The organism is Nisaea sediminum (genome assembly GCF_014904705.1).
Taxonomy (GTDB): domain Bacteria; phylum Pseudomonadota; class Alphaproteobacteria; order Thalassobaculales; family Thalassobaculaceae; genus Nisaea; species Nisaea sediminum.
This window is the reverse complement of the sequence record NZ_JACZCQ010000013.1, coordinates 58,983-71,771: the sequence shown is the minus strand read 5'-3', so window position 1 is coordinate 71,771 and position 12,789 is coordinate 58,983. Positions and strand designations below refer to the sequence as shown.

Annotated in this window: 17 protein-coding genes; 9 read left to right on the top strand and 8 right to left on the bottom strand. The window is 63.4% G+C overall.

What is annotated here, in order from left to right:
• Positions 1-62: 62 nt before the first annotated feature.
• From IG122_RS21440 to IG122_RS21425, 4 genes are all read right to left on the bottom strand, one after another.
• Complete coding sequence (locus IG122_RS21440; protein WP_193188497.1) at positions 63-1,238, bottom strand: hypothetical protein; 1,176 nt, start codon at positions 1,236-1,238, stop codon at positions 63-65.
• An 85-nt stretch (positions 1,239-1,323) separates the two neighbouring features.
• Complete coding sequence (locus tag IG122_RS21435) at positions 1,324-1,653, bottom strand: AzlD family protein (RefSeq protein WP_193188495.1); 330 nt, start codon at positions 1,651-1,653, stop codon at positions 1,324-1,326.
• Positions 1,643-2,329 (bottom strand): AzlC family ABC transporter permease, encoded by a 687-nt coding sequence (locus tag IG122_RS21430; protein ID WP_193188493.1) that lies wholly within the window; start codon positions 2,327-2,329, stop codon positions 1,643-1,645. Before IG122_RS21430 ends, IG122_RS21435 begins: the two co-directional genes overlap by 11 nt.
• 100 nt (positions 2,330-2,429) lie before the next feature.
• Entirely contained in the window at positions 2,430-3,431 is a 1,002-nt protein-coding gene (locus IG122_RS21425; RefSeq protein ID WP_193188491.1) for a GlxA family transcriptional regulator, read from the bottom strand.
• Positions 3,432-3,907: 476 nt separating this feature from the next.
• Between IG122_RS21425 and IG122_RS24175 the strand changes: the two genes are divergently transcribed.
• Positions 3,908-4,315, top strand: coding sequence for a hypothetical protein (locus IG122_RS24175; RefSeq protein ID WP_226893832.1), 408 nt, complete (start codon positions 3,908-3,910; stop codon positions 4,313-4,315).
• Between the two features lie 62 nt (positions 4,316-4,377).
• Here IG122_RS24175 and IG122_RS21415 read toward each other — a convergent pair whose 3' ends face one another.
• Complete coding sequence (locus IG122_RS21415; protein ID WP_193188487.1) at positions 4,378-4,944, bottom strand: DUF1013 domain-containing protein; 567 nt, start codon at positions 4,942-4,944, stop codon at positions 4,378-4,380.
• A 198-nt stretch (positions 4,945-5,142) separates the two neighbouring features.
• On the opposite strand from IG122_RS21415, the gene IG122_RS21410 reads away from it, so the two are divergent.
• The 3 genes from IG122_RS21410 to IG122_RS21400 all read left to right on the top strand — a co-directional run bounded on the left by IG122_RS21410 (position 5,143) and on the right by IG122_RS21400 (position 6,977).
• Positions 5,143-5,325 (top strand): DUF1192 domain-containing protein, encoded by a 183-nt coding sequence (locus IG122_RS21410; protein ID WP_193188485.1) that lies wholly within the window; start codon positions 5,143-5,145, stop codon positions 5,323-5,325.
• 84 nt (positions 5,326-5,409) lie between these two features.
• A complete protein-coding gene (locus IG122_RS21405) occupies positions 5,410-6,189 on the top strand; it encodes a 3-hydroxybutyrate dehydrogenase (RefSeq protein WP_226893831.1) in 780 nt (259 codons plus the stop codon).
• Positions 6,190-6,197: 8 nt separating this feature from the next.
• Positions 6,198-6,977, top strand: a complete 780-nt coding sequence (locus tag IG122_RS21400) for a 3-hydroxybutyrate dehydrogenase (RefSeq protein WP_193188483.1) — start codon at positions 6,198-6,200, stop codon at positions 6,975-6,977.
• Positions 6,978-7,062: 85 nt separating this feature from the next.
• On the opposite strand, the gene IG122_RS21395 is transcribed toward IG122_RS21400, so the two are convergent.
• Positions 7,063-7,227 (bottom strand): YdcH family protein, encoded by a 165-nt coding sequence (locus IG122_RS21395; RefSeq protein WP_193188481.1) that lies wholly within the window; start codon positions 7,225-7,227, stop codon positions 7,063-7,065.
• 159 nt (positions 7,228-7,386) lie between these two features.
• Here IG122_RS21395 and IG122_RS21390 point away from each other — a divergent pair, with 159 nt between their 5' ends.
• From IG122_RS21390 to IG122_RS21370, 5 genes are all read left to right on the top strand, one after another.
• A complete protein-coding gene (locus IG122_RS21390) occupies positions 7,387-7,983 on the top strand; it encodes a UbiX family flavin prenyltransferase (RefSeq protein WP_193188480.1) in 597 nt (198 codons plus the stop codon).
• The gene (locus IG122_RS21385) at positions 7,980-8,513 is read left to right on the top strand and encodes a GNAT family N-acetyltransferase (RefSeq protein WP_193188478.1); all 534 of its coding nucleotides are present in this window, start codon (positions 7,980-7,982) and stop codon (positions 8,511-8,513) included. Before IG122_RS21390 ends, IG122_RS21385 begins: the two co-directional genes overlap by 4 nt.
• A gap of 323 nt (positions 8,514-8,836) precedes the next feature.
• Positions 8,837-10,144 carry an O-acetylhomoserine aminocarboxypropyltransferase gene (locus IG122_RS21380; RefSeq protein ID WP_193188476.1) on the top strand — a complete coding sequence of 436 codons (1,308 nt, stop codon included), beginning with the start codon at positions 8,837-8,839 and terminating at the stop codon, positions 10,142-10,144.
• Positions 10,145-10,147: 3 nt separating this feature from the next.
• Complete coding sequence (locus IG122_RS21375; protein WP_193188474.1) at positions 10,148-10,948, top strand: alpha/beta fold hydrolase; 801 nt, start codon at positions 10,148-10,150, stop codon at positions 10,946-10,948.
• Entirely contained in the window at positions 10,945-11,388 is a 444-nt protein-coding gene (locus IG122_RS21370) for an acyl-CoA thioesterase (RefSeq protein ID WP_319024950.1), read from the top strand. Before IG122_RS21375 ends, IG122_RS21370 begins: the two co-directional genes overlap by 4 nt.
• Positions 11,389-11,398: 10 nt before the next feature.
• Here the strand turns inward: IG122_RS21370 and IG122_RS21365 are convergent, their stop codons facing one another.
• Positions 11,399-11,908 (bottom strand): hypothetical protein, encoded by a 510-nt coding sequence (locus tag IG122_RS21365; protein ID WP_193188472.1) that lies wholly within the window; start codon positions 11,906-11,908, stop codon positions 11,399-11,401.
• A 10-nt stretch (positions 11,909-11,918) separates the two neighbouring features.
• Complete coding sequence (locus tag IG122_RS21360) at positions 11,919-12,485, bottom strand: response regulator (protein WP_226893838.1); 567 nt, start codon at positions 12,483-12,485, stop codon at positions 11,919-11,921.
• Between the last annotated feature and the right edge of the window lie 304 nt (positions 12,486-12,789).

Below are 12,789 nucleotides of genomic sequence, written 5' to 3'. Positions count from 1 at the left end.
GCAGGAGTCTGCCCGATCAGCGCCTTGTCTGGCAATCGTTGCGGTACCCGGATGCGCTTATGTCATTCGACCAGCGTGAAGTCTGCGGTCAATTTCAGATCCTTGCCCGAGAGATTGTCGCTCAGAGTGACGCGCAGCTGATAGTCCCCGGCCGGAGCGTCGCCGGGAAGCCGGAACTGGTGCAGGTCGCGGGCCGAAAGGATGCTGAAGCGCACCGGCGCCGGCCCGACGATCGCCGTCCGGTCCTCGTAGAGCTGCTGTTCGTGACCGTCGGGCAACCGGAGGATCGAGGAAAAGGTCACGTTGGCCTGGTTATCTTCGGAGACCTCCATGCCGTTGAAGGAGATATGCACGAAGATGTCCTCCTGCCGCGAGAACCGGCGCTTCTTGACGACCCGGATGCCGCTGCTGGGGGGCTTTCTCAGCTCCTCAATGATCGAGGCATCGGTCAGCGCGACCATCGCGGAGAAGAGCCCGTCCCGCGTTCCGAGATTGAGCGACTCCAGGCTCGCTTCGAAGCGGGAGACGATGGCCCGCAGCCGGCCGGCGATATAGGGAGGTGCCGTTGCGGTTCGTTCCCGCATCAGACGCTCGACCATGGCGTGCTGCTGCATGTTGCTCCAGGCCGCCCATTCGATGACTTTTTGAAAAGCGAGGTTCAGCCTCGGGTCGCCGGTCGGTCCGTTCGGATCCTCATAAACCTTGAGGATGGCGTCGAGGAACTTCGGATCTCCGGTCGCGAAGAGGGCGGCCCAGAGCATGTCCAGCTGTTTCGGGTGCCTGACCGTCGCGGTTGCGATATGGGGCGGCCTTTTTCCCGGAGGGACCCTGCCTATGATCTCCTGGTAGGCGGGCGGCGCGTAGACGTCGAGGAACTCCATCATCAATGCGGCCAGGACAATGTTCATCAGTCGTTTGCTGTAGGTTGGGCCAATCTCCGCGGCGAGAGCGCCTGGATTGGCCGCGAAGGCCTGACTGAGAAACCCCAGGATCGGAAATTGGGCGTTTTCCCAATCGGTCTCCAGAATCCGCGAGCCTTCGATGCCCGCGAGGAGTTCGGAGATCGAGATCCGTTCCGGGGTGGCGTAGTAATAGCTCAACAGGTTCAGCAGTTTCGCCTGCGAGGCGGTCTTCGGCTCGAAAAGGTGATAGGTCTGGGCTGCGGCCGGAAGAGACACGGCGACCAAAAGCAGGACTGCGCCGGTCAGATGCAGGAAACGGCGGTGCATCTTTCGCATGGTCTGTTTCCCGCCTCTATTTTCCTATGGGTGCGGGCCAGTAAATCATCACAGAAACGCTGTGCCAAATGCGAAGGCTCGTTGCCTAGAGCAGGGCCCGGCCGGCCGCGACAGCCGCAGTGCCGAGCACGACCGCGATCAGGGAATTGGCGCCGATCGCGGAGAGCGCCAGGGTGACGAGCAGCCCGGCCCGTTCCATCCAGCCGATGTTCCAGACGGTCGGGGCGAGAATGGCGACCAGGACCGCTCCCGGGATGGCCGAGAGCCAGCGGGAGACGAAACCGCCTTCCGGGATCCAGCGCATCATCAGAAAGCCGCCGAGCCGGGTGAAATAGGTTACGGCGCCCATCAGCAGGATGGCGATCAGGGCGGTGGTGTCGAAGCTCATGTCGAGGGCGAGGAAATCAGCGGTCACGGAGCAGCCCTCCGACCAGAGAGCCGGCGATCCCGCCGACGATGACGTGCGCGTTTCCGGGGATGAAGGCGTCGGCGAGGATCGCCCCGGCGGCGGCCGTCGCCCACGGCAGAAGCTGCTTCCGGCCGGTCCAGATCGGCTTGATCATGATCACGAAGAAAGCGGGCACCAGCACGTCGAAAGCGAGCGCTTTCGGATCCAGCGCCGCACCGCCGACGGCATGGCCGATCGCCGTGCCGGTGACCCAGGTCGCCCAGAGCAGCATGCCCGAGCCCATGAGCAGCGCCGCGTCGGTCTCGCCCTTGCGCCGTTCGGCGATCGCCATGGCCCAGTTGATATCGGTCAGGAAGAAGAAACTGGCCCAGACCGTCCGGCGCTTCAGCGGGCGGAACCATTCCCGCATGGAAGCGCCCATCAGCAGCATGCGGGAATTCACGCCGAGTGTGGTCAGGGCGATGACGAGCAGGGGCAAGGGGGATTGCCAGAGATCGATGATCGCGACCTGGGAGGCGCCGGCGAAGACCACGCCGCTCATGACGACGGCCTCGAGCCAGCTCATGCCCACGTCGCGTGCGACCACGCCGACCGCGATGGCGAAGAAAAAGCCGCTGATGGCGACATGCCAGATCAGGCTTATGCCGCGGCGCAGCCCGGCGGTTGTGAAGGTCGTTTCCATGTGCATCCCGTCGTTCGAAGGGAAGGGATGCGCGCTCGGCGCCGTTTGCGTCAAACGAGAATTTGTTGCGATGCAATTAGGTGGGCTAAAGCCGCCGGGATCAGCCCGCGAGTTTCTGCATCACCAATGTCGGCGCGTCGTGCCTGACGGCCCGTTCCGCCCGCGGGGTGCGGCCGAAACATTCACGGTAGCATTTGGAGAAATGGCTCGCCGAGACGAAGCCGCAGGCGAGCGCCACCGAGAGGATCGACATGCTGGTCTGGGCCAGTAGCTGGCGCGCGCGCTGCAGGCGCAGATTGAGGTAATAGCGCGTCGGCGTGCTGGATAGATACTTGCGGAACAGCCGCTCGAGCTGGCGCGTCGAGAGCCCGGCCTTGTCGGCGAGCGCGGTCTGGCTCAGCGGCTCCTCGAGGTTGGCTTCCATCTCGGCGATCACCGCGATCAGCTTCGGATGGCTGACGCCGAGGCGGGCGCGCAGTTCCATGCGCTGGTGATCGTGCGGCTCGCGGATGCGGTCGTGGATGAACTGCTCGGAAACCTCGTTCGCCAGCTTGAAGCCGTGCTGGCGCGCGATCAGGTGCAGCATCATGTCGAGCGCCGCGGTGCCGCCGGAACAGGTGAAACGGTCGCGGTCGATCTCGAACAGGTCCGAGGTCACGTCGATTTCGGGGAACTCTTCGGAGAAGCCCCCGAGATTCTCCCAGTGGATCGTGCAGCGCCGGTCTTCGAGCAGCCCCGCGCGGGCCAGCACATGGGCGCCGGTGCAGACCGAGCCGATGGCCGCGCCCTGTCGCGACAGGCGCCGCAGAGCGCCGAAGACCCGGTCGTTCTTGTAGTGATGGGCATCTATCCCGGCCGCGACGATGATAACGTCCGAGTCCTTCAGATCGAAGATCGAGCCGACGGTCATCACCTCGACGCCATTGCTTGCCGGAACAGGCTTGCCGTCCTCGCTGAAGACGCGCCAGTGATAGAGTGTTTTCCCGGACATGCGGTTCGCGGAGCGCAAAGGCTCGATCGCGGCCGTGAACGGGAGCAGCGAGAAGTTCGGCGTCAGAAAGAAATCAACGGTCAGCGGAACATCGTTAGGGTCGTCGAACATTCTTGCTCATACTCTCCGCCGTGCGGGTTTTTTCCGTTCCCCGTTCCGGCCTGGCGCGTGTCGGGAAAAGGATAAAACCAACTGGGGGCTCATGAGCAAATAAAATCAGGTGGGGAAACGTGTTTTCGTGATGCCCAATTTCTTGTGATGACGCGTTTGGAACATAAGGTCGGGAATAGGCGATTTCGAATATGACGCCAGCTTCGCAAAGTCCGGAAATCGCTCGGACCTATAAGGAAATAGGACGCAGGCTGTCGCCACATGGCCTGCTTCTCCGTGGCGGGTTTCATCCCGATGCCGGAGAGCCCGTTCTCGAGTCGGGTAAACCGGTTGCCACATTGCTGCTCGTCGGTCATGTCGGTTCCGGAATGTGGCCGGCATTCGAAGCCGCGCGGCCGGAGGGGGCCGATCCTCTCGATCATTGGAGCCGGGATGTGCTCCAAGAGGTCGGAGCGGCGTTCGGAGCACGTCCGGCCATGCCTTCGGACGGACCGCCTTACTGGCCGTTCCAGCAATGGGCGATGCGTGCCGAACCGGTCTTTCCGTCTCCGCTCGGGATCCTGATCCACCCGGTCTACGGCCTTTGGCACGGCTATCGGGGGGCATTGCTGTTCGAGGAAAGACTGGAACTGCCGACGGTGGTTACCGCGTCCAGCCCGTGCCGCACGTGTCGCGACCGCCCGTGCCTTTCGGCATGTCCGGCAGGTGCCTTCGACGGGGAGGGATATGACGTGGCGGCCTGCCGGGCTCACCTGCGTTCGGGGGCGGGAGAGGACTGCCTCGGTGGTTCCTGTCTTGCCCGCCGCGCCTGCCCTGTCGGCTCGGAATACGTCTACGGGGAGACCCATGCGCGGTTTCACATGGCGGCGTTTCTCGGCGGGTAGGGGCCGGAAAAGAAAAACGGCCGGTCAAGGGACCGGCCGTCTGCTGTTCCGTAAGTGCCCGGTCAGGGCACTTCGGAGATCGATTCCAGCTGGGATTCCGGCGGAGCTGCCGTGCCGCCTGCTTTCGTGACGGCCTGGTCGAGGTCCATCTGCGAGCAAAGCCCGAGCAACACCGGATGCCGTGCCGTGATGTTCTGGGAGTTCCAGTGCGTGCGGTCGCGCACCTTGTTGATCGTGTCCTTCGTGGTGCCGACCAGCTTGGCGACCTGCGCATCCTTCAATTCCGGATGGTGCTTCACGAGCCAGGCGATGGCGTCGGGCTTGTCGCCGCGTTTGGAGACCGGAACGTATTTTGGGCCCTTAGAGCGCGCCTGCGGCTTCGGCAGCGTGCTGACCTGCAGCTTCATCCGGTAGTTCGGGTCTGCCTGCGCCTTGTCGATTTCCTCGCGGGCGACCTGACCGTTCAGGATCGGGTCGATGCCCTGGATCCCGTAGCTCACCTCTCCGTCGGCGATGGCCTGGACTTCCAGAGCGTGGAGGCCGCAGAAGTCGGCAATCTGTTCGAAGCTCAGCGCCGTATTGTCGATCAGCCAGACGGCGGTGGCCTTCGGCATCAGCGGTTGCGCCATGGTTTCTCCTTTGACGGACTGCGTTGCTTACGTCCAGCAAGCCGATCCGTTCGTTCTTGAGTGTTCGAATTGTTCTGAAGGCTGGATATATAGACCAAGATACGAGAGGGTCCAACGATTAGTCGCTGATTCGGGCACGGGAATCGCGTCATTTCACGGGCGGGGCCTGCAACGGACGGAAAGACGGGAGGCATGAGGATGGAATTCGAAGATCTGGAACCGAAGAACAAACTGCGCAAGCCGACCGATCTCTCGAACTGGAACATCGAAGACCTCGAGGCCTATATCGAGAACATGAGGCAGGAAATCTCCCGGGCGGAGGCGATGATCGCCGAAAAACGTTCGGTTTCCTCGGCGGCGGAGTCGCTGTTCAAGAAGTAAACGCCCTTCGTCGCTTCTTGCGGCAGGGCGGCAATCTCTATATCGCAGGAGCGAAGAGAGCACGCATGCAACGGGGATATTTCCATGAAGGGTAAGACGGCACTCGTTACCGGTTCAACCAGCGGGATCGGCGCGGCCATGGCCGCCGCCTTCGCGGCCGAAGGCGCGAACATCGTCATCAACGGTCTTGGCGATGCGGCCGAGATCGAGAAGGGCCGCGCTGCACTGGAAGCCAAATACGGGGTTTCCGCGATGTATCACGGCGCTGACATGACCAGACCGGACGAGATCGAGGACATGGTCCAGAGCGCGGAGAAGCGTTTCGGTTCCGTCGATGTCTTGGTGAACAATGCCGGGATCCAGCACACCGATCCGATCGAGGCCTTCCCGGTTGACCGATGGAACGCCGTGATCGCGATCAATCTCTCCGCGGCCTTCCACGCCATGCGCGCGGCGTTGCCGGGCATGCAGAAGCGCGGCTGGGGCCGGATCATCAATATCGCCTCCGCGCACGGGCTCGTCGCTTCGGTCAACAAGTCGGCCTATGTCGCGGCCAAGCACGGTATCGTCGGCCTGACCAAGGTCGCGGCGCTCGAGAACGCGCAGTCCGGGATCACCTGCAACGCGATCTGCCCCGGTTGGGTGAAGACGCCGCTGGTGGTCGCGCAGATCGAGGCCCGGGCCGAGAAGAACGGCACCAGCCTCGAGAAGGAAACCCAGGCCCTTCTGATGGAGAAGCAGCCTTCCGGGCAGTTCACCACGGTCGAACAGCTCGCCGGCGCCGCCGTGTTTCTCTGCAGCGATGCCGCCAGCAACATGACCGGCACGACCATGACCCTCGACGGCGGCTGGACGGCGCAATAACCGCGCCGATGCAAGACAGGACGGTCGTCGTTACGGGCTCCACCAGCGGGATCGGTGCGGCGCTGGCGGCGGCGTTCGCCGCGGCGGGCGCGAACGTGGTGTTGAACGGCTTCGGCGACGCGGCGGAGATCGAGACGACAAGACGCGGCCTCGCGCAGCGTCACGGCGTGGAGGTGCTCTATCACGGCGCCGACATGACGTTGCCCGAGGAGATCTCGGATCTGATCGTCGAGACGGAGCGCCGGTTCGGCGCCGTCGACGTGCTGGTCAACAATGCCGGGATCCAGCACACCGACCGGATCGAGGATTTTCCGCCGGAAAAATGGGATGCGCTGATCGCGATCAATCTCTCCGCGGTCTTCCACGGAACGGCGGCCGTGCTGCCGGGTATGCGCCGACGCGGCTGGGGGCGGATCGTCAATATCGCGTCCAATCACGGCTTCGGCGGCGGCGTCAACAAATGCGCCTATGTCGCGGCGAAACATGCGGTGCTGGGCCTGACGAAAGTGACCGCGCTGGAGACGGCCGGCTCCGGCATCACCTGCAATGCGATCTGCCCCGGCTGGGTGAAGACGCCGCTGGTCGACCGGCAGATCGAGACGAGGGCGGTGCGGGACGGGCTCGATATCGCGGAGGCGACCTGGCGCTTGCTGATCGAACAGCAGCCGTCCGGCCGTTTCACGACCTTCGACCAGCTCGCGGCCGCGGCCCTGTTCCTCTGCGGCGACGGAGCGGCGAACCTGACCGGCAGCAGCATCACCCAGGACGGTGGCTGGACGGCGCTCTAGGCCCTAAAAACAAACACCCGCCGAGTTTTTCGGCGGGTGATTTCAGCTCTCGCGTTTGAGAGCGCTTAGCAGGCAGACAGGCCGCTCAAGAACTGAGATTGGCCATTTCGTCCTTGATCGCGAGCTTCATGCGTTTGATTTCCGCGATAGCCGCGCTGTCTGGCATGGGTCTGGTGCGTTCCGTCTCCAGGTTGCGTTCCAGAGTCTCGTGTCGTCTCTTCAGCGACTCGATACGCTGTGCTTCGGCCATGCCTAATGCCCTCCTTTCGGATATGCGTGAGAGATCAACTCCAACAATTATAAGGATAGGTATCTTTTAGGGCTTGCGCAACGACCCGGGGTCGGGCATTTTGCGCGGTTTTTTGGTTAATGGACGCAACTCACTGGATTCGCGAAGCAATTTTCTGTCATGAGAACTTCACAAAAAAAGCGGCTGATCGTCGGCATCAGCGGGGCCTCCGGAATCGTCTATGGCATCCGCCTGCTGGAGCTTCTGAGGGCGCTTCCCGAAGAACAAAGGGTCGAGACTCATCTGATCATGAGCCGGGCCGCGGAAGTCACGCTCGCGCATGAAACGGATTTCAAGGTCCGGGACGTCGAGAAACTCGCCGATGTGGTCCATGCCAACAAGGATATCGGCGCGTCCGTGGCCTCCGGATCGTTCCGTTCGCTTGGCATGATCATCGCGCCCTGCTCGATGAAGAGCCTCGCCGAGATCGCGACGGGCGTGACCGACACGCTGCTGTCGCGTGCGGCGGACGTGGTGCTCAAGGAACGGCGCCGCCTCGTCTGCATGGTGCGCGAGACGCCGCTTCATTCGGGGCATCTGCGCAACATGCTCGCGCTGTCGGACATGGGGGCGGTGATCGCGCCGCCGGTGCCGGCCTTTTATGCCAAGCCGGAAAGCATTGCCGCCATGGTGGATCATTCGCTCGGACGGGTCCTGGATCTCTTCGATCTCGACAGCGGAACGGTCCATCGCTGGCGGGAGAAGGACGAGTCGTGAGCGGCGGCGCAGCATTCTCGGTCCGCCTCCTCGGCGCGCAGGATGCGGCTGCCTTCCTCGCTCTCAGGAAAAGCGCGCTGGAAGTCTTTCCGGCGGCATTCAGCGCCGCTCCGGAGGACGATTTCCTGCAAACGGAATCCGATGCCAGCGCGCTTTTTGCGCGCCGGGAGGACGGAGTCGTTTTCGGCGGCTTTACCGATCGCCTCAAAGGCTGTGTCGGTCTGTTCCGCGAAAAGAAGCTGAAGACCCGGCACAAGGTTCATCTCTGGACCATGTTCGTCGAGCGGGATGCGCGCGGAGCCGGCATGGGGCGGGCGCTGCTCGAGGCGGCGATCGGTCATGCCGGTGGCATGGACGGAGTTACCGACATACATCTTGGTGTTTCGGATCTCGCGCCGGCCGCGCGCGCGCTCTATGAGAGCGTCGGATTCGTCACCTGGGGCGTGGAGCCGAGGGCGCTTAGGATTCAAGGCTCTACGGTTTCGATCCGGCAGATGGTGCTGCCGGTGCGGCGCGCCGGACAGGGCTGACGGTTAGCTTCGAACGAACGGTTCATTGTAACATTTCCGTCGCTTCGCTGACTCCGACTTGACATTTCCTGTGGGGGCATTACCGTCTGCTCCGGGCAAGTTGAACAGGGTGCTCAAAGTCTAAAAAAGAACAAAAAGAGGGGCCGCGCTTCGGCGCGGTCCTTCGATTCTGACCGGCGGTTTCGGGAGCTGTAGGGGCACTCCCGGGGCCGCAAGAGCACCCTTCCGAGCCTTTCTCTCTTGCGTCTCTCCTTGCGTCTGATAAGGCATCCGTCGAAGATCGCGCCCGAACGCGACCGGCGCCCATCAGGGAGGGACAGCGCATGGCTTCCGACGGCAATCTTTTCGGCTTCGACACGCTCGCACTGCATGCGGGGCAGCATCCGGACAGCGATACCGGCGCCCGGGCGGTGCCGATCTACCAGACCACGTCCTACGTCTTCCGCGACGTGGAGCATGCGGCGTCGCTGTTCAACCTGGAGCGCGCCGGCCACATTTATTCGCGGATCTCCAACCCGACCGTCGCGGTGCTTGAAGAGCGTATGGCAGCGCTGGAAGGCGGTGTCGGCGCGGTGGCGACCGCCAGCGGCCACGCGGCGCTGCATCTCGCGATCGCGACCTTGATGGGGGCGGGCTCCCACATCGTCGCTTCCAGCGCGCTCTATGGCGGCAGCCACAATCTCTTCAGCCATACCCTGCCGCGCTTCGGCATCGAGACCACCAAGGTCCATCCGCGCGACATCGAGGGCTTCCGCAAGGCGATCCGGCCGGAGACCCGGCTGGTCTTCGCCGAGACCATCGGCAATCCCGGCCTCGAGGTACTGGATATCGAGGCGCTCGCCGCGGTGGCGCATGAGGCGGGCATTCCGTTGATGATCGATTCCACCTTCACCACGCCGTATCTCTGCCGTCCCTTCGACCACGGGGCCGACCTGATCATGCATTCGGCGACCAAGTGGCTCGGCGGGCATGGCGTGGCGATCGGCGGCGTTCTGGTCGACGGCGGGCGGTTCGACTGGGAAGCCTCCGGCAAGTTTCCGACCCTGACCGAACCCTATGCGGGCTATCACGGCCTCGACTTCGCCGAAGAGTTCGGACCGCAGGCCTTCTGCATGCGGGCGCGGGCCGAGGGCCTGCGGGATTTCGGCGCTTGTCTCTCGCCGCAGAACGCCTTCCACCTGATGCAGGGGATCGAGACCCTGCCGCTCCGGATGGACCGCCATGTCGCCAATGCGCGCAAGGTGGCGGCCTTCCTCGAAGACTCAGAGGCGGTGGAGTGGGTGCTCTATCCCGAACTGGACAGCCATCCGGATCATGAACTTGCGAAGCGCCTGATGCCTAAAGGCGCGGGCTCTATGATCGCCTTCGGCATCAAGGGCGGGCGCGAGGCCGGCAAGACCTTCATCGAGCGGCTCGGCGTCTGGTCCCATCTCGCCAATGTCGGCGACGCCAAGTCCCTGGTCATCCATCCCGCCAGCACCACGCACCAGCAGATGGACGCCGAGATGATGAAGGCGGCCGGCCTTTCGGAGGATCTGGTCCGGCTCTCCGTCGGCCTGGAGGATGTGGGCGATCTGATCGCCGACCTGAAGCAGGCGCTGCGCGCCGCGACCATGCGCAAGGCAGGATAAGTCATGAAGTTCGAAGTTGCCGGCCGCGAGGCCTTCGCGGCGACCGGGGGCCGTCCCTTCGATGGGGCCAAACCGACCCTTCTGATGCTGCACGGGGCCGGGATGGACCATACGGTCTGGTCCCTGCAGTCGCGCTATTTCGCGCATCACGGTTTCTCCGTGCTTGCGATCGACCTTCCGGGGCACGGGCGCAGCGCGGGGCCCGCGCCGGAGACGATCCCGGCGATCGCCGACTGGTGTGTCGCGGCGCTGGACGCGGCCGGGGCGCGCGACGTCGTGGTCATGGGGCACTCGATGGGTGCTCTGGTCGCCCTCGAGGTCGCGGCCCGGCTCGGCGCCCGCGCGAAGGCGCTCGCGCTGCTCGGGTCCGTGCCGGAGATGAAAGTGCATCCGGATCTGCTCGGCGCGGCGCGGAACTCCAATCACGCGGCGCTGGAAACCATGGTGGGCTGGGGCGTCGGGCGCAGGGCGCAGATCGGCGGTCACCGGGCGCCCGGAAGCTGGGTCTCGGGAGCCAGCATGCGGCTGCTGGAGGCGGGCGATTATGCCGTCCTGGCGACCGATCTCGCCGCCTGCGACGCCTATGGCGGGGCGCTCGAGACGGCGGCGAAGCTCTCCTGCCCGGCGTTGTTGCTCTGCGGCTCCGACGACAAGATGACACCGGCCAAGCTTGCCCGGCCGCTTACCGAAGCGCTCCCGAACTGCACGACGAGCGTGCTGCCGGACGCCGGGCACATGATGATGATCGAGCAGCCCGACGAGACCCTCGACGTGCTCGCGGATTTCTTCGGAGGCAAGGCGTGAGCGCGACGGCCGTGACGGAAACCCGGGACCGTTTCCGCTGGTGGCTGGAGATCCCGACCCGCTGGATGGACAACGACGTCTACGGGCACGTCAACAACGTCCAGTACTATTCCTATTTCGATACCGCGGTGAACAGTCACCTGATCCGGGAAGCCGGGCTCGACATCCACAACAGCCCGGTAATCGGCCTCGTCGTCGAGACCCGCTGCCAGTTCAAAAAGTCTCTGGTCTTTCCGGACGTGGTCGAGGCGGGCATCCGGGTCGAGAAGATCGGACGCTCCAGCGTGGCCTATAATGTCGGCCTGTTCCGCGCAGGCGACGACGAGATCGCCGCGCTCGGCCATTTCGTGCATGTCTATGTGGAGCGCGAGAGCCAGACCCCGGTTCCGATCCCGGACCGGATGCGGGCCGCGATGGAGCCGCTGCGCCTGGATCCTTAGTGCCGAGGGACTACTTCGTCCGGGAAATCTTGTAGAGGCCGTCGACGATCTGCTGGCCGATGGCTCCGACCTCGCCCTTCATCTTCGTCGCCACGACCGCCTTCAGGGCATCGACATGGGCCTTGATCGCGTCGATGTCGTTATGTCCGCGCGCGCCGGGTTCGCCGAGTTCGAGATAGCGGTTCATCGAGGTCGCGATCTTTTCCACCATCGGATATCCGAAGCTCGCGCCCTGAGAGCGCAGGTCATGCATGACCGTGTAGATCGTGCGTTCAGGTCCGGCCGGCTCCGTGCCGTCCTGCCGCAGGAGCTCGACGGCCGTGTCCAGTTTTTCGATGCTTTCCTTCGCGGTTTCCGCGAGGTCGATATTGGCGATCGCTTCGGCCAGCGCCGCTTCCGCCTTCTCGATCAGCCTCTCGTCCATGCGCGCCGGCCCGCCGACCAGATCCTTCAGCTTGTTGGGCTGATGAATGACCTCGTAGGAGCCTTTCGGGGACTGGCCTTTCGGGTGGGTGGGCATCGGCTACCTTTCACGAACGGGCGTGGCTGTGGGCTTTCGCAGGAGGGGGTGTCATTCGCGCATCCCTGTCGCGGAGCTCGGCGGCGCGGCGCTCCTCACCGTCGAACGGCTCGACCTTGCGGCGGCGGTCGGGACCGAAATAGTCGTCCGTGCGCACGAAGGGGCGTGGATGTTCGATCACCGCGACGATGCGCTGAATGAGACCGACACCGGACAGGGGCTTGGCGATAAATTCCGTCACGCCGGCATCCCGCGCCATCTCGATCCGGTGCGCCTCGGTGTGACCGCTGACCATGATGATCGGCAGAAATTCGTCGGGACTGTGCGGCGACGTCCGGATCCAGCGTGTCAGCTCCAGCCCGTCCATCTCTTCCATCACCCAGTCGGTGATGATGACGTCGATCTGGTACTCGCTCAGCTTGCGGATCGCATGGTTCCCGTCGCGTGCGTCGACGATGTTCTTGACCCCGATCGCCTGCAGCATCGCGCGCAGCACTTCCCGCATCGGCTGACTGTCCTCGACAATCATGACGGTCAGACGCTGGAATCGCGCTTCGTTGATCGGCCCTAGAGACATGTTCAACCCTGTTTTCCCGGTCCCAATTCATTGAAGTTTCGGGGACCTTCGAAAATCACGCAAAGTTCAGGGAGTTTAGTCGACTTCCGATAGGGAAGGCTATAGTCAGATTGTTTCTCTCTCAATCCAAAGTGGCGAATAAAATTACCAAGTTCCGTATATGGCGATTTATCGCCCTGCTGCAAAAATCCTCTGTCAGAGATGCGCATTGGCACAATATCTGGTATAAAATTTCCCGAGATCGACTAGACTGGGTCAGGCTTAATTTGGCGGAAATCTGCGGTCCGGTAGTGTGAAAATCTGT

Coding starts and splice junctions, on each gene's coding strand:
- IG122_RS21430 (WP_193188493.1), bottom strand. CDS start 2,329: ATGGAAACGACCTTCACAACCGCCGGGCTGCGCCGCGGCATAAGCCTG.
- IG122_RS21395 (WP_193188481.1), bottom strand. CDS start 7,227: ATGGCCGAAGCACAGCGTATCGAGTCGCTGAAGAGACGACACGAGACT.
- IG122_RS21440 (WP_193188497.1), bottom strand. CDS start 1,238: ATGCGAAAGATGCACCGCCGTTTCCTGCATCTGACCGGCGCAGTCCTG.
- IG122_RS21375 (WP_193188474.1), top strand. CDS start 10,148: ATGAAGTTCGAAGTTGCCGGCCGCGAGGCCTTCGCGGCGACCGGGGGC.
- IG122_RS21415 (WP_193188487.1), bottom strand. CDS start 4,944: ATGGCGCAACCGCTGATGCCGAAGGCCACCGCCGTCTGGCTGATCGAC.
- IG122_RS21425 (WP_193188491.1), bottom strand. CDS start 3,431: ATGTTCGACGACCCTAACGATGTTCCGCTGACCGTTGATTTCTTTCTG.
- IG122_RS21405 (WP_226893831.1), top strand. CDS start 5,410: ATGAAGGGTAAGACGGCACTCGTTACCGGTTCAACCAGCGGGATCGGC.
- IG122_RS21365 (WP_193188472.1), bottom strand. CDS start 11,908: ATGCCCACCCACCCGAAAGGCCAGTCCCCGAAAGGCTCCTACGAGGTC.
- IG122_RS21390 (WP_193188480.1), top strand. CDS start 7,387: ATGAGAACTTCACAAAAAAAGCGGCTGATCGTCGGCATCAGCGGGGCC.
- IG122_RS21400 (WP_193188483.1), top strand. CDS start 6,198: ATGCAAGACAGGACGGTCGTCGTTACGGGCTCCACCAGCGGGATCGGT.
- IG122_RS21380 (WP_193188476.1), top strand. CDS start 8,837: ATGGCTTCCGACGGCAATCTTTTCGGCTTCGACACGCTCGCACTGCAT.
- IG122_RS21410 (WP_193188485.1), top strand. CDS start 5,143: ATGGAATTCGAAGATCTGGAACCGAAGAACAAACTGCGCAAGCCGACC.
- IG122_RS24175 (WP_226893832.1), top strand. CDS start 3,908: ATGCCTTCGGACGGACCGCCTTACTGGCCGTTCCAGCAATGGGCGATG.
- IG122_RS21360 (WP_226893838.1), bottom strand. CDS start 12,485: ATGTCTCTAGGGCCGATCAACGAAGCGCGATTCCAGCGTCTGACCGTC.